This is a genomic window from Bacillus sp. 16GRE42, assembly GCF_019837435.1.
GTDB classification, from domain to species: domain Bacteria; phylum Bacillota; class Bacilli; order Bacillales; family Bacillaceae_G; genus Bacillus_A; species Bacillus_A wiedmannii.
The window spans coordinates 186,544-205,486 of the sequence record NZ_JADAXF010000005.1; the positions used below are offsets into that span (position 1 = coordinate 186,544).

The following is an 18,943-nucleotide window of genomic DNA, read 5'->3' on the forward strand; positions in this document are numbered from 1 at the left end:
GGAATTGAATTTTACATTGTTAAATCAAATAGATTATGGTTTTGGACAAACTCCTCATCTTGGAGAGTTTGTCCTTTTTTAATTATATGCTTAACTTCTATTCCAGTAATGACTTTTTTAGCTGCTTGCAATGATTATAATTCAAGCATATTAGACTGCTGTCCCATGATCAAAAAACGAAAAATCATATCACTACAACAGTTATTTATTGGTATTTAGTGCGTTTTTTGTATTTTGGGGTATTTGCTTTTCTTAGCTTGATGGTGATGTGGCGTGACCCCTAAATGCTTTGAAAATCCTTATTGAATTAACATTAAAAAGAATCTATTTTGGAAAAATTAATCAAAACGGGTTCCCATGTTTAAAGTCTGATTGTAGATTTTATAAAAAAGATTGATCAAAACTCATGAACATATCAATTACAAAAATTGACTTACTTTTACTAGAATTATTCTATTCCTCAAACCAAAATAGAGTCTCGATAGGCGCTTCTAAAACCTTTGCAATATCATAAGTAAGTTTAAATGTAAGTATTTTAATGATGTTATTAAACAATATAACCCAGATTCTAAAACATATTTTCTGATTAAACAGTTTGATGAGTTTTGTGATATAAACGGAATAGGTGGCATAACACATCAACACCATTTTATGAAATTACCCTTATTATCAAGGGAGATTGCACAAGGAATTGACTCATATATATGGAATACCTTCCAAGATGTTTTTGAACCACCACAAACCAAGAGAGGAATTGCATATAAACGAAAAAATAGGCGAGCTGGATTTGGTAAGTTATGTGCAAATCGTCAATGTCTAATTTTACGTTTTGGACCAAAGGGAAGTAGCAAAGGGTTAGAAATGCAAGAAGTTATAGACAAAAGATTTGGGAAATCATTTGTGCGTAAAGGGAGAGATTTAACCGTTTATACACATGAAACATATATAGATTATCAAGAATTGTATCTTTTCGATTAGCGTACGAAATGCGTGTTTTGTTAGTGCTCCCTAATAATAGACTAACCTGCTTCTAAAAACTTAAAAGGGGAAGGCTTTGAACTAATATTTACCAGCAGAAGCGAATTACAACACAATAACTTCTTATCATTAATAAAAACACATCACTATTAAATGGTGATGTGTTTTTATTTTAGAAAGGATCGTTATACGCAGCTGTACAGAAATAAAGTTCTCTTTTAATTAATAGATTTGCTATTGAAAATCATGGTAAAGATGCACGTAGATATATGTAACTAAAGCAATTCCTTTATAAAAAAGTATCCATTTTCATGTCTTTCTACAGTACAACAATTGTAGAAAGACATAAAAGTCTAAACTTTTTGAACTAGGGACAAGAAACTTTAAACTACTTAGCTTATAATAAAATATCCATGAAAGTATTCTAAATAGATTTATAGGGGATAAAATGTTTCATTTAAATAATTATAAACAAATTCACTTATACAAAAAACAAGAAGCTTCTTAATTGTAAGAAGCCTCTTGTTTTTAGCTTTAGACAAAGCAAATTCATATCAATTTTAAATAACTAACACAACCATAGATATTAGAGAAATAGCATCTATATACTTATTTGGTATGGGGATTTTCCCATTGGAAACTTATTGCTTATTTTACCACCTTTTCGATGATAGGAGCTTTAGCAGATAATTCACCAGTTGCCATATTATTCATAAAATATGCCCCATAAATAGTAACGGTATCTCCAATATTTATATCTTGTACGACTTCAGGAGAAACGATAGCACTAACAGTCGAATCTCCACTAGAAATTTCAATAGCGTCATTTGATTTATTGATTACATTTCCAGTGTTCATTTTATATTGTTTTTTTAGCACGTTGTCTTCATTTTCTTTTTGAACAATTGCATATTTAGCTGTATCGGGTTGACCAAATACAAGACCATCTATAAAAATAGGTGCATAAATAGTAACGGTATCTCCAATTTGAATATCTTTAAGGATTTCGGGGGAAGTAACCATAGCACTTAAACTTGAATTTCCATTGGAAATGATTAAAGACTTTTCTGTTTTAGCAGTTACTTTTCCTGAACGCTTTTTGTGCTGATTTAAAGCATTTTGTTCTTTTTTATTGACTTCTAATATAGAATTCGATTTATCCATACTTGTATTAGGAGTAACTGTCTTACTGGCCAACTTTTCAATGATAGGAGCTTTAGCGGATAATTCACCAGTTGCCATATTACTTATAAAAGATGCCCCATAAATAGTAATAGTATCTCCAATATTTATATCTTGTAAGATTTCAGATGAAACGATAGCACTAACAGTCGAATCTTCATTAGAAATTTCAATAGCGTCATTTGATTTATTGATTACATTTCCAGTGTTCATTTTATATTGTTTTTTTAGCACGTTGTCTTCATTTTCTTTTTGAACAATTGCATATTTAGCTGTATCGGGTTGACCAAATACAAGACCATCTATAAAAATAGGTGCATAAATAGTAACGGTATCTCCAATTTGAATATCTTTAAGGATTTCGGGGGAAGTAACCATAGCACTTAAACTTGAATTTCCATTGGAAATGATTAAAGACTTTTCTGTTTTAGCAGTTACTTTTCCTGAACGCTTTTTGTGCTGATTTAAAGCATTTTGTTCTTTTTTATTGACTTCTAATATAGAATTCGATTTATCCATACTTGTATTAGGAGTAACTGTCTTACTGGCCAACTTTTCAATGATAGGAGCTTTAGCGGATAATTCACCAGTTGCCATATTACTTATAAAAGATGCCCCATAAATAGTAATAGTATCTCCAATATTTATATCTTGTAAGATTTCAGATGAAACGATAGCACTAACAGTCGAATCTTCATTAGAAATTTCAATAGCGTCATTTGATTTATTGATTACATTTCCAGTGTTCATTTTATATTGTTTTTTTAGCACGTTGTCTTCATTTTCTTTTTGAACAATTGCATATTTAGCTGTATCGGGTTGACCAAATACAAGACCATCTATAAAAATAGGTGCATAAATAGTAACGGTATCTCCAATTTGAATATCTTTAAGGATTTCAGGGGAAGTAACCATAGCATCTAAACTTGAATCTCCATCGGAAATAATTAAAGACTTTTCTGTTTTAGCAGTTACTTTACCAGAACGTTTTTTGTGTTGATTTAGTAGAGTTTGTTCTTTATTATTTTGTGTTGAAACAGCTGTCTCAGTAGTTAAAGATCTATTTTCTATTGAAATTAACTCAACCTCTTTACTATTGGCATCCATATCTTTACTGCTGACTTTTTCTCTCAATACACCTTTTATTTCTTTAGAAAGCATATCAGTTTTAGCAGTAAGTTGAACAGCTTCAACACGTGTTATCACTCTATTTGGTTGCCAACCATTATCAGTACCCGCGGAAATTTTTAAGTCAATTAAAATATTGGCATATTTTTCTCCCCAATGTCCTTTTAAATCCTCAAATTTACTTTGGCCATTATCATGTGCTGTACTTTGCAGTTTATAAGCATTTACTAGCATGGTCGCCATAGCAGCACGTGTAACTTTTCCGGATGGATTGAAGATTCCATTTCCTTCGCCTTTAACAATACCAGCTTTTTCAGCTGCAGCAATATAGGGAGTAGCCCAGTGGTCTTGGGTATCTGTAAAAGAAGGTTTGGCTTTTGTATCAATTTTTATCCCTAAGGCTTTTGTTATAATTGTTGCGGCGGAAGCTCGATCTAACATAGCGTTTGAGCCAAAGGTACCATCTGGTAAACCTGATATAGCTTGTTTTTCTAATAAATAATTAACAGATTGCTCTGCCCACTTTGGAACATCAGAAAACTTTTGAGTATCCGCAAAAATACTAGAAGAATAGGATAATATAGCCCCCGCAAGAAGACCTGTTGTGATTAATTTGCGCTTCATAAAAATATACACCTCTACCAATCTATTGTATTACCAAATTGAGATTTTTTATTTTTATATTTATATGTTTGTGATGATGCTGACATCTATTCAATTTGGTGTAACGATTATAGTTACTTATATACATAAGTGTCAATGAATAATTTTAACAAAAATGTTTTATATTTACACAAAAAATTAATATAAATTAATTTTATTCACTAAAAATTAATAAGGTGTTGACGTATTAATGTATACTTAACTATAATTAATCAATATTAATTGAGATTGATTTTCAAGTTTGTTTACTAGTTTAACAAGTATACAAAAACTAACTTGAATTTAATTAAAAAAGTTGAATATAAACTTATATTTGTTCATTAACACTTATATACAGGTAACTAAAATCGTTGAACCAAATGTATGTTATGCTTAAAAATTTTTAAAAGATACATATTGATAGAAAACCTTTTCTCTATATACTCTGTTGGATAAAGAACCTTTATTTATCCAACAGAGTATATATATTGTCCATTAACAATATAGTTAATTATTCAATAAGCTTACCAACATTCATTGCAATTTTTTATTATTATTTCTTAATAAAGGAATGTTATAAATTAATTGCATGAAAATGGCCAGAAATTAAGATTTAGAAGGAGAATATTTTATGAAATCCAAGTTAATTGCTACAGGAATTATTGCAGGAAGTCTACTATCCTACTCATCTAATATATTTGCAGATACCAAGAAATTCCCTGATGTTCCAAAGTGGGCAGAGCAATCCGTTAATTACTTAGTGGATAAACAAGTTTTAATTGGTTATCCAGATGGAAATTTTGGTTCACATGATTCATTAGACAGAGCTTCCGCCACGAAAATTATGACAAAAGTATTAGGTATACAAATTGACTTCGATGCAAAACCATCCTTTACAGATTCCCAAAACCATTGGGCTACTCCCTATATTGCTGCAGCTGAAAAAGCTGGTATTGTTAAAGGTGAAGGGAATGGAATCTTCAATCCATCCGGAAAAGTTACACGTGCTGCTATGGCGACCATGCTAGTAAATGCTTATAAACTAAAAAGTCCAGCACATGATAATGGCCAAAGTAAATTTGAAGATTTAAAAGGACACTGGGGAGAAAGATTCGCCAATATTTTAATTGATTTAAAAATTTCCGTTGGTACTGATAATGGTTGGCAACCAAATAGATTCATAACACGCGCCGAAGCCGCTCAACTTACTGCTAAAACTGATATGATGCAACTAACTCCAAAGAATGTTTTAGAAGAAAAAGAGATTATTACTGCTACGTCATATGAAGATTTAAATTTAACAGTGGCTTCAAAAATTACAGCCCAAGAGATTGATAGTTTTATTGCAAAATACCATTCAGATAGTCCGTTAGTTGGCCATGGGCAAGATTTTATTAATGCGCAAAATCAATACGGTGTCAATGCACAGTATTTAGCAGCACATGCAATTTTAGAGTCTGGATATGGAAAATCAGAAATCGCATATCAAAAACACAATTTATTTGGGTTACGCGCGTATGATAAGGATCCGTTTAAATATGCAAAATATTTACCAACCTACGGTGACAGTATTGCTTATAATGCCAATTATGTACGAGAAAGATATTTAGAAGAAGATGGCATGCATTATAATGGACCAACATTAGCTGGTATGAACGTAAAATATGCTTCAGACAAAGGCTGGGCTGGAAAAATCGCAAATATTATGGAACGTATTAAACCGTTCCGTGTGGAAGACTATAAATCTGCAAAAAAATTACCCAAAAGTCCTGAAACATTAGATGTTGAAGCGTTATCTAATAACATTCCGTATAACATGTATGCAGATGCGAAAACAGCAAATGTGGTATCTTCAACTGCTTATTACCAAGTACCTTATCCTTTTCATTTAAAAATTAAAAGTAAATCAGATGTTGCAGTCGAGGAAAATAAAGTCGGTACAGTAACTCCTGGAACAAACATCTTTATATATCGTGAAGATCCAAATGGATGGGTAGAATTCTCTTTTGAAGCTACTGGAGAAAAATACTGGACATTAAAAAGTAAATTAAGTATGTAATTAGAAAGGTCTCTTTCACTACTCATAATCGTTTATAATTAAATGACATATAATTATAAGACAAGTTTTTTACTTTTTTAAATATAGTTATGTATACAAAAAAGTTAGAGAATTATTTTCTCTAACTTTTATGTGCTATTACTTGAAATTAAAAAGATGGTGGGGTTACTCCAAATATAACAGTGACTTTGTGTAAAGAAGTGTTTTCCCATTTATGTTTTGCGTATGGTGGGATTTTAACACTATCACCTGGATTAAGAAGTAAAACCTCATCATTTAGATATAGTTTTACTTGTCCTTCCATAACAAATGCTATTTCTTCACCTTTATGTGCCATAGGCTCCATAGAAGAAGCGGTTTGAGGTAACAGATTCATTAAAGCTAATTCCAGTGATCCATCTAAATTAGGTGATAATAACTCATACGAAACATTGCCGCTTTCAGGGAAAGTTATTTTTTTTCTTTGATTAGCTCTTACAACTAATTCTTCTGTATTGGTATCTTCTAAGAAAAAATTAAATAAAGGAATATTTAATGCTATAGAAATTAGTTTTAGTGTTTGTAAGGATGGATTCGTGATTCCTTTCTCAATCTGACTTAACATGGAAGGTGTTATATCGGATAATTCAGCTAACCGTTTACTAGTTAATCCGGCACTTTTTCTAAATACCATAATTTTTTCACCAATATTAATATTGTTCATATACGTAATCCCCTTTAAATAAGTGAATAAAATTAAAATTAATTTTATTCACTTATACTAAACATATTGTTAATATATACTTAATTATAATAAAGTATGATTAATTTTCAAGCACCTGCATAGTTGTGAGAATAGTAAATAAGACGAGAAATGATTGATACTTATGCACCATGTGAACTTTTAAGTATGATGACCTGATTATATGATGGAATTTCTGTATAAGATTTTGGGATTAACAATTATACAATAGCTAATGGCCTGGCACTGGGAAGAGCATCTAAATTTGTAGGTAAAACAACGGGACTATTTTTAAGTGGTGCATATACAACATTTATATAAATTATTAAGAAAAGTAATAGGTAAAGAGGATCTCAAGTTAGAACCACCAGCATTAGCAGCAGTGATTGGACCAATAAGTAGAAAAAGATTATATACAATAAATGATTTAAAACAAATTTTGACTCAAAGTACACATATTGTATGGGGAACAGGAGGGAGTATGGTTCCAAAAGAAGTAATGGAAGAACACTATCAAAACAGGGTCTCAGTTAATTAAAAAAAGTTTAATAAGTAAAGGACAAGTTAAGAGTAAAAAACGAATGCAATATTATAAAATTTTTTAGGAAGTGAAAACATTATGAAATCAGCTTTAACTAACATTATGATCTCCTTGATTCTTGCGGTAGGAGGGGTCATTTCGCTTTTGTTCAATTTAATGGGGAATCGAGATTGGATCTGGAATTGGGTAGGGCTATTACTGGCATATCTATCTTTGGGCATTTTAATAGGTTTATATAATAAAACTGTGGATCACAAAACATTTCCTAAAATACTAAAAAGAACTTTGTTTATTTCCTTTAATGCTACTATATTAGGGATAATAATAGGGGTAACATATCAACTATTAGGAAAGTGGAATCTTACTATAATGATGTATTATTGGTTGATAATTTTATTACTACATTTAATTACTATAATAACATTAGTCATCCTAGTATTCGAAAACCGTAATAGTAAAAATTATAGCTTGCTTTATAATTTTATTATACTTTTAAACATTTTCCTTACCTTAGGACCAGTATTATTTCCGGTAGTTCTAACTATTATAGGAAATGCCATGAACTCTAGTGCAGGGTACTAATTTTTACTTGTATAGATTATTAAAATGATTAGTCCAAAATTGAGATTGGTTAAGTTAAAGAACTTTATAAGCTAATAGGATAATATAACTAAACAACATAAAGTGAAATAATAGGATAGAAAGAAGATTATAATATGAAAATTAAACTTAAGAAAAAAAGAATTATAAGTGTATTGTTGGCTATTACATTAGTAGCAATAGGGTATTACATGTTTCAATCTATTACAAATCCTAAGCTGGTAAATGCAGAAGAAGTAAACAGTGTTCAACAAGTGAGCAGTCTACCTAAAAATGAATTGAAAAAATTGATACCTACTCGTTTTGATGGTAAAGAAAGAAAAGTTGCATATTTAACATTTGATGATGGACCAGGAAAATATACAGCTAACCTATTAGATATATTAAAAAGAAATAATGTGAAAGCAACATTCTTTTTAATTGGCGACAATGTGAAAAGGCTCCCAGATTTAGTGAAACGAGAGCATGTAGAGAACCATTATGTGGGCATGCATAGTATGACACATGATTTTAAAAAGCTATACACCAATCAGCAATATGTTAAGGAAATGAAAGAGGATCAATCTTTAATTAGAAATATTATTGGAAACTCACCGAAATTAACACGCCCACCATATGGATCAATGCCCGGGTTAAATGAATCACTTCGAAATGAAGTGGTCGGAAATAATTTAAAAGTATGGGATTGGACAATTGATTCTTTAGATTGGAAATACAATAAATTACCCGTTGATGTAGCAGCCGCAAAAATTGTTCAAAATGTCTTAGCAGGTGCGACGTCTTCAAAAGAAATTATTTTAATGCATGATATTCATCCACAATCTGTCTCGGCAGTTCCAGCAATTATAAAGGGATTAAAAGAAAAAGGTTATGAATTTGAAGCTTATGATGAGAATAATCATTTTTCAATAAACTTCTGGCATGATAACCAAATATAAAAAGGCTTTATGAGTTAAATGAATAGAATAAGAAAATGATATAGGGTTTAAATATATGTAAGAGCGCGTTGACCTAAATATATAACAACACGCTCTTTTAACCATTTATATTTATTATTTAAGTTAAATTATAGTATTTTCAATGTATACAAGTAATTAAGTGTATTTTATTTTTATACATCTAATTATTTAATCAATATATAACAATGAAGCGGATTTAATTGTCGTTTTTAAAAAACAGTAAAATTGGAACAACACTAAACGTAATGGTAGTTATAGCAAGTGTCTCTTGTATAATATTATCTATACTAGGATTTTGGGGCCTTAAAAAAGGGGAACATGCTTCTACTACTATGTATGAAGATAGTTTATTACCAATTCAGTGGATAGGAGCTATAGAGTCTAATTTTTATCTTATCAATATGAATGTAAAAGAAACAATCCTATCAAAAGATGAAAAACGAATAAAAGAACTTTTAACAGAAATAGATGTAGCTCGTACAGAAACTGATCAGTTATTAAAGAAGTTTGAGACAAGAGTTAGTTCTAATAGAGAAAAGGAATTGTATAACACATTTTATACAATATTTAAAGACTTAAGAACACAACTGAAAAAAGTGCAAGATTTGGGACAATCTAATAATGAAGAAGCATATGCTTATTACCTAAAAGAGGTTGATCCCAATATGAAAAAGTCAATTCAGTCAATTCGTGAACTTATCCAATTTAATAATAATAATGCAGATCAATTACAAAAAAATAATACTGACAGTGCAACAAATACCATGATGCTGTTTGTTAGTATCTCCATTATAGCAATCGCAATCGTTATTTTTATTGGCTATATCATTAAAAGTGCGATTAAACAACCAATTGTATTATTACAAAGGGATATGGAGCGAGTATCTGAAGGTGACTTAACGATACGTACTTCTTATAAATCAAATAATGAATTGGGGAGCATTGTGAAGTCTTTTAATAGTATGCTGGATAACTTGCAACAATTAATTGGAGAAGTAAAAAACACAACACAAGAGGTTATTTCTTCTACCAATGGGATGTTGCAAGATACTAAACGAGCATCTCATATATCAAGAGAGGTTGTCCAAACTATATCTGAGGTCGATAAAAAAATAGAAGGACAAGTTACTAGTATTCAAGAAAGTTCCTCATCAATGGAAGAAATGGCGACTGGCGTTCAAACAGTAGCTGAATCTTCAGCAACGGTTACAGAAGTGGCTGTCACAACAACAGAACAAGTCAATTCTGGTAGTGAAGTAATAAAACAATCTATACTTCAAATGAATAGTATTCATGAGGTTGTTGAAGAAACATCCAAAGTAATAGAGAGACTTGTTACACGTACGCAGCAAATTGATAAAGCTCTGGATGCAATCACTAATATTGCAGAACAAACAAATCTTCTTGCCTTGAACGCCTCAATTGAAGCTGCACGTGCTGGAGAAAACGGAAAAGGATTTGCAGTAGTGGCTACGGAAGTAGGAAATTTAGCTGAGCAGTCTAAAACATCTGCATATGAAATCAATCATTTAATACAAGCCATTCAACAAGATACCAAAGATACAGTTGCTGCAATGCAAAAAGGCCAACAAAAAGCTTCAGAAGGAAAAGAAACAGCTAATAAAGCAGATCAAGCATTCTCATCTATTATGTCGGATATTAATAAAATCACTAGTCAAATTCAAGAAGTATCTGCAGCGACAGAAGAAATATCTGCGGGTACAGAAGAAGTCAATGCCTCTATGTCTAGTGTTTCTGAAACTGCCACGCAAGTAGCTAAGGAAACAACTCAAACTGTACAGTCTATCCAATCACAAGCAGCATCAATCGAGGAGATATCGAATCAATCGAACAAAATAAAAGAAAAAGTAGAAGCATTGTCAGAATTAGTTTCAAAATTTACTATCGAGAAGCAAGACAAAGAGCAATCAAATATAATGTAAGAAAAATAAAAAATTGCTATTAAAATAGGGCAATTTTTAAGTCTGGTTAACAGTTAAATTTAAATAGTTAATTATATTGTTGGATTTCCCACTCGGAGTTATTAATAGAAATAACTATTTTTTAATCAAAAGACATTTACTTATGAATTAGAGTAAGTAAATGTCTTTTAAATATAAGTTTTTAATTAATATAATATATGAATCCTTATGTTTATATATAAATATTTATTAATATATTCTTGCGCCATCAGCGCTTACTACATATGGAACTTCTATTATATATATTGTTTTTCCTTGTTCTATTTCTAATTGTACGAATGTTTCATACTGTTTTAAATCTTTTAAAGTATGACCATGTTTAATGTCTACACCTAATTCTAACGCACGCTCTTCTAATATTTCTTCTATAATAGATTAGGGAATAAAAAGCGTATATGGAAAATCGGTATCTAAATTTTTAAAGTTTAATCTTGTATCTAGGGCAGCAAAATGGCTTGTATCTAATTTCTTCCCTCTGGATAAAAAGCGATTTTCAATACCTCTCATAGCCATTAATTCTAAGGAGCGGGGATGAAGTATGAGTGCTCTAGAATTTCTTATCCGATTTAATCTTCTCACTAAAACCACAACTTTTACATCTTGAATAGCTAATTCACATGCTGTCATAAGTCCAACCGGACCACCGCCAACTACCGCTACATCATAATAAATTTCCATGTCATGCCTTCCATTTTTTTACGTAATTAAGAGCTAAGACAAGATTTTGCACAATGGATTTGTAAACGATATCTATTGTACAGATATAATTATACCCCACTTTAGTTTCTCTGGAAACTAAAGTGGGAGTAATTTGAGATATTCCCTATATCAAACATTCGATACGAAGGTTAATTGGATTCAATATGAGAAAGATAATAGGGTAATCTATTTTTAATTATTTAATGGAAGGGGTACGAGATTGAGATGGTTAATTCATATAATGAAAAGACACATACATTGATTAAACAATTATTTAACAAGTTTTCACCAAAAGCTCCTGGCTGTGCATATATTGCTAGTTTTGATAGCGGGGTAACTTATAAAGGTGCGGTTGGATTAGCTTCTATAGAGGGAAATTTACCTATAACCACAAAGAATATTTTTAACATTGCCTCAGTTTCTAAACAATTCACAGCATTTTCTATATTACTCTTAGAACAAGAGAGAAGATTGAGTTTAGATGATTCAATTGTGAGGTTCATCCCTTTTATTGGAACATATGCTGAACATGTAACATTAAGACATCTAATTCATCATACTGGTGGACTAGTTGATTATATGGAATTGGCTGAAACAGCAACTATTAAATTTACTGATACATTAACTGTGGAAGAATCGCTAAACCACCTTAATGGTCATCAAATTACAAGGTTCGCAGCTGGTACAAAATTTGAGTATAGCAATACAGGATATTTTTTATTATCACAAGTGGTAGAGAAGGTAAGCGGCAAGTCTCTACGTCAGTTTACAAAGGATCGTATTTTTGATCCTTTACATATGAAAGACACAACAATTGTGGATTGCTACCCAACTACTATATCAATTGCTAGAGGGTATTCAAAGAATGAACAAGGAGCATATATGGTCTATGAAAGTCCTTGGGAACATACAGGGGATGGGGCAGTTCATGCAACAGTTGAAGACCTGATAAAGTGGGGAGAAAATTTAACTACAGGTACCGTTGGTGGAAAAGAACTTGTTAAAAGAATGAGCGAAATAGGTCCAAAAATTTCCCCAACTGGGCAGACGATTATTGACAATGAAGATTATGCTTTTGGACTAAGGCTTGCTGAAGGTTTTAACTGTCGGTACTTGGAACATTCAGGAAGTTGGGCGGGTTATCGTTCACACTTCATGCGGTTTCCACAAGAATATTTGTCTGTTATAGTCCTAAGTAACTATGATGGATTTGATTCTAAAAAATATGCTAATGAAATAGCAGAAATTGTTTTAGAAAAGTAAAAAATAGAGGGTAGAAGTCAGTATTTAAATTTGCTTTATCCCACGTTGTTTTAGGTGTAATCAATTTTGAGAACGGAAGGCAAGCATAAATTTATGCTTGCCTTTTTAGGTATTGAAATAAATATAAATATTAGCATTCATACAGTAAAAAATTAATTAGAAATTCTTTGAATATAGATTAATTAATAGGGTGGAATTTTATAATTTTAAAACTAAATATTCTAATTATCAAACTTAATTTTATTGAAAATTGAAATATTAAGCAATATTCCTATTGCTATTAAATTGACCATTAAGGAACTTCCACCAAAACTTATAAACGGAAATGGAGTACCCGTAAGAGGAAATAGTCCTGTAATACCACCTAAATTTACAACGGATTGCATACCAATCATACACCCTATACCAATTGCTATAAAACTGCCGAATGGATCTACACATAATTGTGCTATTTTTAAAGAGCGAAGTACTATAGTCAAAACACCAGCCAATAGAATAAATACACCAATAAATCCTAGTTCTTCAGAAACTATTGCCATTATAAAATCAGTATGTGGTTCTGGAAGATAACCTGTTTTTTGTATGCTATTTCCAAATCCACGACCAATAATTCCTCCAGAGCCAATGGCAATAAAAGAATTTACAAGCTGGTATCCATTTCCTTGTGCATCAACAAAGGGATTGAAAATCGTAGTAATACGTGTCTTTTGAACTTCTGACAAACTATATTGAATTAAAAAATATGAAATAGGTAATCCCAAAATAGAACCGATGGTAGTTCTTTTGATTAGTAGATTTATATTTATTCCTGAGCAAAAAAATATGCTAAAACCTATACCTATTATTAAAAGTGCTGATCCTAAATTTGGTTGTTTAAAGATAAGAAAAAAAATTGTAGCTAAAAACAATAAAAGTTTTCCACTACCACTCCAGCTATTTTTAGCTTGTTCTTGTCGTAATGCAAAAAAACGGGCTGTTACGAGTATTGTTCCTAATTTAAGAAATTCAGCTGGCTGTATTCCAAAGATCCATGATTGAGCATTATTTACCACTTTTCCTTTCCATAAAACCATAATTAATAAAAAAATCCCCCCAACCATAATACAAATAGAGACTATTCGTTTTTTCCATATTTCATATGGGAGTATGGCACAAACTATTAACCCTATTGTTCCTAAAATTAGCTTTGTTAATTGAGAATCAATAAAGTGTCTACTGTTATAACCGTAATGCTGGACAGCGACAATGGAACTCGCACTATACATCATGATAATACCTAAGGTACATGTTATGAGTAGAGGGAGGAGCAATAGATAATCGAGTTTTAATATTTTTTTCATTTTAATATCCTCCTAATTTAAAACAAAACATAATATTACATTTGCTAATCCATTAAACCTTTTTCTCGTCAATTACTTAACAGGATTTTTGTTTAGGCAGATTCTATCGCTTACACCCTGTTTTCTTACGCAAAAATCCCCCTAGTATATAACTAGGGGGATTCAAAATGGCATGACTAAATAAGGCTTTTTCCCCCTAGTAGAGCTTTGGCACTATACAACGTAAAGTAATGAAAATTCATCACTTAGCTATCTTAAGAAGAGCCTTAATCCGACAATTCCTGTTCTACCCATTGGCGTCTCTCGACATTTTTGGGCAATAGCCTGTGTTTGCATAGGAGCCTCACCTAACAGGTTAAGCAATATAAATTTTATGTATTTGTTTCGTGTAGCAAGCATAAATATATATTTTTTTCTTGTCAAGTAACCGTATTGCTAATTTTATATGTTTTATTGCTTTATAATCCTTTGAGAAATGATGTGAGAAAATGTATGTAATCATTCCGTATAAGTACATATTTTCGACTTGTAGTATATAGTTTGATTAAGTAGTTTAACCATATAAATTTGATAAACAGTAAAGAAGATTTTAATCATAAAAGAAGATTTTTTTAAGAATGTTCTTTTAAAGTACAGAATGACTAATCATTTATCTTTTGCTATAAAGTTAAAGATTGATTATAAACAATAAGTTTCATATACGAAATTTCATATGTTTTTTAGTGCAATTTTAAATTTGTGATAGATATATTTTCATTTTCTATAAAAAAGTTTTTAAGAATAGAATTGAAAGTGAGTTGACAAATATTAAATTCTGGTTTAAATTTTGAAGTAATTCAATAATCTTTGTTAGGTGAGGCTCCTGTATAGAGAAACGCTGCTGCCCAAAAATGTCGAGAGACGCCAATGGGTCAACAGGAACGGTCGGATTAAGGCCCTTCTTAATGTAGCTGGTTATAAAAACCTATGCTATACAGTGCTAAAACTCAACGAGGGAGTGGTATACGATTTGATAGAAAGGCACCTCTGTGATTTTGGCAGGGCGGTCTTAATAATCATTTATTTGTATTGTGAAAAAACCTTTACTCCTTTTTGAGTAAAGGTTTTTCTGTTTAATTTTATTTGTTTTTATCTTGTCTATATTCAAAAAGGAGGTAATTCTAACTAATGAATTGATTGCAATGTAACTATTATTGCTTTAATAAAAAATTTAAGACAGATAAAATAAAACAAAACCACTCATGAAACTCTAGAGTCTCCCTTAGCAATATGAGGAGGAGTTAACATGAAGAAATTATTAAAGGAATTACTTATAACCAAAAATAACTTGGATACAGAGAAAGTTTTACGTCATCCATCGTATGATATTGCACAAGAAGTAAAACAGTTTTCAATTGAAGATCAAGTCATATTGCTAAATACAATACCTGTATTAAAAAGCTCTAAAATTTTTCAATATATGAGTGCAGAAGAAAAATATAATATCTTAATTCACTTATCTGAAAATAAAGCCAAAAAGTTGCTGAATTTACAACCGATTGATGAATTAGTAGATTTACTTCTAGCGGTTCATCCGGAAAAACAGGCTAAATTAATGGCGTATCTAGATAAAATTACAAAACATAACGTGAAAAAATTGATGACTTTCAAACCTGAAACGGCGGGAAGTCTTGTAACAAGTGATTTTGTTGCAGTTAGAGGAAATTGGTCAGTAAAAATGACATTGAAGTACATTAGGGAACATTCTAAAAATGTAGAATCAATATCTTATAGTTATGTTCTTGATAATCACGGTTATCTTAAGGGAATCGTTTCCATACATGAGTTATTACTAGCACCAGATGAAGAGATATTATCTACTATCATGATTCAAGAGGTAATTTCAGTACAAGCTGAAATTAATCAGCAAGAAGTTGTAAAAAAGCTACTGAATTATAATTTAGCAGCAATACCTGTCACAACAGCAAATAATAAAATGATTGGTATTATAACATTTGATGACGTAATGAATGTTATGGAAGCAGAAGCTACAGAAGATATTCAAAAGTTAGGCGGAAGTGAACCATTAAATCAATCTTACTTTAAAGCTAGCATTTGGAGCATTTTCTTAAAACGTCTACCATGGTTATTACTTCTTTTTGTTGCTGAGGCATATACAGGTACAGTATTAAAGTATTTTGAAGACGAAATTGAAACTGTAGTTGCCCTTGCTTTCTTTGTTCCATTATTAGTAGGTACTGGAGGGAATACAGGAACACAGGTTGTAGCAACAATTACTCGTGCAATTGGTATTGGAGAGGTGAAATTTAAAGACATTTTCCGTGTAATGAAAAAGGAACTTGCAATTGGTATGCTTCTTGGACTTGCACTTGCGGTAGCTGGACTCACTCGTGCTTATATGTTAGGTGTTGGAACAGAAGTTGCACAAGTTGTAGCAATCACTTTATTATTTATTGTTATTTGGGCCTCTCTTGTTGCAGCTGTTTTACCTTTAATTCTAAGAAAATTAAAACTGGATCCTGCAGTTGTTTCAGGTCCATTTATTACAACATTTGTTGACGGAACAGGATTAGTAATTTATTTCATGGTTGCAAAAACGTTATTACATTTGTAAATATACACTGAAAAAAACAAATGCGGAATAAGTATTTTGCCTTGATTACTAAAATATAGTGGGAAATTTAGTAATGAGAAAATCAAGCACTTTTGTCTTTAGATAAATAATATTTTAATGGATTTATTGAATGTAATGAATGCTGGAGGATAAAACTATGAAACATCTAAGAAAAATCTTCAAAAGAATCTTGCTTCTATTTTCTATTTTAATGATTATTGGCATAGGAATATTATTTGGTACTAGCTATGGCCGAGAGCTTCGTATAACAATCGCTGGGAGTATACTAACTTCTCAGCATCCACAATATGCGAAATATACACTCCTATCCCAAAAGGAACTAGATAAACTGCAAGATAGAATTAATCATCCGAAATGGTCAAACAGTGATGAGCATATTTATAAAAAAATAGTAGGAAAAAGATTAGAAGAATTAAAAAGTCAGCCATTAGAAATTGATGTAGAAACAATTAAAAGTAATAAAGATAGTCGCTTTCTATTCGAAGGAAAGTTAGTCACTATTAGTAATCCTTTCAATGTTAAACTTGTTAGCCATCAAGGAACACAGGGTGCTAACAGGGGAGAAAAAATTAGTGTAATGGCAAAACGTAATCATGCACTTGTTGCTGTGAATGCAAGTGGATTTGCTGATGAAACAGGAAGGGGTGGAGGAAATGTTGCAACTGGAATAGTAATAGAAAATGGGAAAGCTATTGATGCGAATATGGATATTAATACCCCTACAATTATTACGGGTTTAACAAAGTTTGGGCATATGATAACAGGAAATTATTCTACCCGACAACTTTTGGATAAACAAGTCGTTTCAGCAGCAGGATTTATGCCACAGTTAATTGTAAATGGTGAAAAAATGATTACAGAAGGAGACGGTGGTTGGGGCTCTGCTCCGCGAAGTATTATGGCACAAAAAGAAGATGGCACAATAATGTTTCTAGTGATTGACGGTAGGCAGACACATAGCATAGGAGCTACGTTAAAAGAGTGTCAAGATATTCTATATGAAAAAGGAGCAATAAATGCAATGGCTATGGATGGAGGTTCTTCTGCTACGCTATATTTAGGAGGAAAGGTTATAAATTCACCTTCTACATTATCCCATGAAGATCGTTATTTACCGAATGCTTGGATGGTAACAGCAAATTCGAAGCAAAAAATAAAGATGACAATAGATGGAGAAAAAGTAAATCCCAAAACATTAGATAAATTTGATACAAACTTTACTTCACAATAGTTATAAATAATGGAAAGCAAATATAGGGGATATTGTTCAAAAAGAAAGCAAAAAAATACGCACCCGTGGCGGTGCGAGTAGGAATTATGATTGGCAGTATAATTATATTCAATAATTTTATAGATATTCCTCATGTTTTGTATCAGGGTCTGAACCAGATGTGAATGTTGTATTTAAAGTTGTGCAATTAGATGATGAAAAGTTCAAGAATTACATAGTAGGAGAACTTTACACTCGTATTATAAATGCTTTTGAACCGATTATCTTTCTGATTAAGGCCGTGCCCTATCCGATAACATCAGTTGTAGCGTAATGCAGTGGACTTGTTCATTATGATTGGTAGCCAGGATCGGTGATTCTCACAAATATCTTGCTCTGGACATGGTTATATAGTAGTTAAAATAAGCCCTATATTTATGAGACTACTTGTTGAGATTAGTGGTCCAATAAATATAGGGCTTTTCTTTTGGAAAAATAGGCTTATATAACATAGTCATGTGCGGATACATATATACCCACTCCTCATAGAAATATCTAGAAACTTAATATATAAAAGGACGTAGGAAAATGTATTATCATCCTTACCCTTTTTCTTATGATTATCCTATTTATAATGAAGAGTATCCGAGACCTGCACCACATGTTGCTCCATTTATAGGTCCAGGCGCTATACAACCACACATAGGTCCAGGTGCTATACAACCGCAGCCAGGGCCGTCTTGGCCTACCCCATCTTGGCCTCCTGTACCTCCAACTGGTCAAGGCTGCATGAATAAGTGGGCACGATTCCGTTTGAAAGATGGAAGGGTTATAAATATGTATGTTACCCATATCGATTCTAATTCTGTAGCGGGATCGGTATGGATACAAGGTTCAGGGTGGAAACAAGTAGGGCTTGATTTAGATGAAATTTTAGAATCCCAATGTTAAACAAAGCCCCAGTAATGGGGCTTATTAGTTATCTTTTTTCATTTGTATTTATT

Annotated in this window: 13 protein-coding genes, 2 pseudogenes and 2 riboswitches; of the genes and pseudogenes, 10 read left to right on the forward strand and 5 right to left on the reverse strand. The window is 31.6% G+C overall.

Annotated features, from left to right (window positions below):
- Positions 1 to 453 precede the first annotated feature (453 nt).
- Positions 454 to 528: pseudogene (locus ILS93_RS29005) on the reverse strand (helix-turn-helix transcriptional regulator); the annotation flags it as partial.
- A gap of 123 nt (positions 529 to 651) precedes the next feature.
- Between ILS93_RS29005 and ILS93_RS23935 the strand changes: the two are divergent.
- Positions 652 to 978 (forward strand): hypothetical protein, encoded by a 327-nt coding sequence (locus ILS93_RS23935; RefSeq protein WP_242069230.1) that lies wholly within the window; start codon positions 652 to 654, stop codon positions 976 to 978.
- A 648-nt stretch (positions 979 to 1,626) separates the two neighbouring features.
- Here ILS93_RS23935 and ILS93_RS23940 read toward each other — a convergent pair.
- Complete coding sequence (locus tag ILS93_RS23940; RefSeq protein ID WP_222661478.1) at positions 1,627 to 3,912, reverse strand: S-layer homology domain-containing protein; 2,286 nt, start codon at positions 3,910 to 3,912, stop codon at positions 1,627 to 1,629.
- 649 nt (positions 3,913 to 4,561) lie between these two features.
- Here ILS93_RS23940 and ILS93_RS23945 point away from each other — a divergent pair.
- On the forward strand, positions 4,562 to 5,989 hold the full coding sequence (locus ILS93_RS23945) for an S-layer homology domain-containing protein (RefSeq protein ID WP_064474083.1): 1,428 nt from the start codon (positions 4,562 to 4,564) through the stop codon (positions 5,987 to 5,989).
- Between the two features lie 148 nt (positions 5,990 to 6,137).
- Here ILS93_RS23945 and ILS93_RS23950 read toward each other — a convergent pair whose 3' ends face one another.
- Positions 6,138 to 6,692, reverse strand: a complete 555-nt coding sequence (locus ILS93_RS23950; RefSeq protein WP_064474082.1) for a helix-turn-helix domain-containing protein — start codon at positions 6,690 to 6,692, stop codon at positions 6,138 to 6,140.
- Between the two features lie 316 nt (positions 6,693 to 7,008).
- On the opposite strand from ILS93_RS23950, the gene ILS93_RS23955 reads away from it, so the two are divergent.
- From ILS93_RS23955 to ILS93_RS23970, 4 genes are all read left to right on the forward strand, one after another.
- On the forward strand, positions 7,009 to 7,248 hold the full coding sequence (locus ILS93_RS23955) for a hypothetical protein (RefSeq protein WP_261784310.1): 240 nt from the start codon (positions 7,009 to 7,011) through the stop codon (positions 7,246 to 7,248).
- An 81-nt stretch (positions 7,249 to 7,329) separates the two neighbouring features.
- Positions 7,330 to 7,833 (forward strand): DUF3902 family protein, encoded by a 504-nt coding sequence (locus tag ILS93_RS23960; RefSeq protein ID WP_088047371.1) that lies wholly within the window; start codon positions 7,330 to 7,332, stop codon positions 7,831 to 7,833.
- Positions 7,834 to 7,967: 134 nt separating this feature from the next.
- Entirely contained in the window at positions 7,968 to 8,789 is an 822-nt protein-coding gene (locus tag ILS93_RS23965; RefSeq protein ID WP_064474079.1) for a peptidoglycan-N-acetylglucosamine deacetylase, read from the forward strand.
- A 221-nt stretch (positions 8,790 to 9,010) separates the two neighbouring features.
- A complete protein-coding gene (locus ILS93_RS23970; protein ID WP_222661480.1) occupies positions 9,011 to 10,753 on the forward strand; it encodes a methyl-accepting chemotaxis protein in 1,743 nt (580 codons plus the stop codon).
- A gap of 237 nt (positions 10,754 to 10,990) precedes the next feature.
- On the opposite strand, the pseudogene ILS93_RS23975 reads toward ILS93_RS23970, so the two are convergent.
- Positions 10,991 to 11,470, reverse strand: a pseudogene (locus tag ILS93_RS23975) (FAD-dependent monooxygenase); the annotation flags it as partial.
- A gap of 246 nt (positions 11,471 to 11,716) precedes the next feature.
- Between ILS93_RS23975 and ILS93_RS23980 the strand changes: the two are divergent.
- Entirely contained in the window at positions 11,717 to 12,754 is a 1,038-nt protein-coding gene (locus tag ILS93_RS23980; protein WP_222661481.1) for a serine hydrolase domain-containing protein, read from the forward strand.
- Between the two features lie 221 nt (positions 12,755 to 12,975).
- Here the strand turns inward: ILS93_RS23980 and ILS93_RS23985 are convergent, their stop codons facing one another.
- Positions 12,976 to 14,094: an FtsW/RodA/SpoVE family cell cycle protein gene (locus ILS93_RS23985; RefSeq protein WP_088063474.1), complete on the reverse strand. Its 1,119-nt coding sequence runs from the start codon at positions 14,092 to 14,094 to the stop codon at positions 12,976 to 12,978.
- A 185-nt stretch (positions 14,095 to 14,279) separates the two neighbouring features.
- A riboswitch (M-box (ykoK) riboswitch) is annotated at positions 14,280 to 14,456 on the reverse strand.
- Positions 14,457 to 14,932: 476 nt separating this feature from the next.
- Positions 14,933 to 15,100, forward strand: a riboswitch (M-box (ykoK) riboswitch).
- Positions 15,101 to 15,379: 279 nt separating this feature from the next.
- Between ILS93_RS23985 and mgtE the strand changes: the two genes are divergently transcribed.
- The 3 genes from mgtE (at position 15,380) to ILS93_RS24000 (ending at position 18,890) form a co-directional block, all read left to right on the forward strand.
- Positions 15,380 to 16,708, forward strand: coding sequence for a magnesium transporter (mgtE, locus tag ILS93_RS23990; protein WP_222661483.1), 1,329 nt, complete (start codon positions 15,380 to 15,382; stop codon positions 16,706 to 16,708).
- Between the two features lie 157 nt (positions 16,709 to 16,865).
- The gene (locus ILS93_RS23995) at positions 16,866 to 17,960 is read left to right on the forward strand and encodes a phosphodiester glycosidase family protein (RefSeq protein ID WP_222661485.1); all 1,095 of its coding nucleotides are present in this window, start codon (positions 16,866 to 16,868) and stop codon (positions 17,958 to 17,960) included.
- Positions 17,961 to 18,527: 567 nt separating this feature from the next.
- Complete coding sequence (locus tag ILS93_RS24000; protein WP_222661487.1) at positions 18,528 to 18,890, forward strand: hypothetical protein; 363 nt, start codon at positions 18,528 to 18,530, stop codon at positions 18,888 to 18,890.
- Positions 18,891 to 18,943 lie beyond the last annotated feature (53 nt).

Excerpts from the sequence above, each read along its gene's own strand:
- ILS93_RS23960 (WP_088047371.1), top strand. The coding sequence starts at position 7,330 with ATGAAATCAGCTTTAACTAACATTATGATCTCCTTGATTCTTGCGGTA.
- ILS93_RS24000 (WP_222661487.1), top strand. The coding sequence starts at position 18,528 with ATGTATTATCATCCTTACCCTTTTTCTTATGATTATCCTATTTATAAT.
- ILS93_RS23940 (WP_222661478.1), bottom strand. The coding sequence starts at position 3,912 with ATGAAGCGCAAATTAATCACAACAGGTCTTCTTGCGGGGGCTATATTA.
- ILS93_RS23995 (WP_222661485.1), top strand. The coding sequence starts at position 16,866 with ATGAAACATCTAAGAAAAATCTTCAAAAGAATCTTGCTTCTATTTTCT.
- ILS93_RS23980 (WP_222661481.1), top strand. The coding sequence starts at position 11,717 with ATGGTTAATTCATATAATGAAAAGACACATACATTGATTAAACAATTA.
- mgtE (WP_222661483.1), top strand. The coding sequence starts at position 15,380 with ATGAAGAAATTATTAAAGGAATTACTTATAACCAAAAATAACTTGGAT.
- ILS93_RS23945 (WP_064474083.1), top strand. The coding sequence starts at position 4,562 with ATGAAATCCAAGTTAATTGCTACAGGAATTATTGCAGGAAGTCTACTA.
- ILS93_RS23950 (WP_064474082.1), bottom strand. The coding sequence starts at position 6,692 with ATGAACAATATTAATATTGGTGAAAAAATTATGGTATTTAGAAAAAGT.
- ILS93_RS23935 (WP_242069230.1), top strand. The coding sequence starts at position 652 with ATGAAATTACCCTTATTATCAAGGGAGATTGCACAAGGAATTGACTCA.
- ILS93_RS23965 (WP_064474079.1), top strand. The coding sequence starts at position 7,968 with ATGAAAATTAAACTTAAGAAAAAAAGAATTATAAGTGTATTGTTGGCT.
- ILS93_RS23985 (WP_088063474.1), bottom strand. The coding sequence starts at position 14,094 with ATGAAAAAAATATTAAAACTCGATTATCTATTGCTCCTCCCTCTACTC.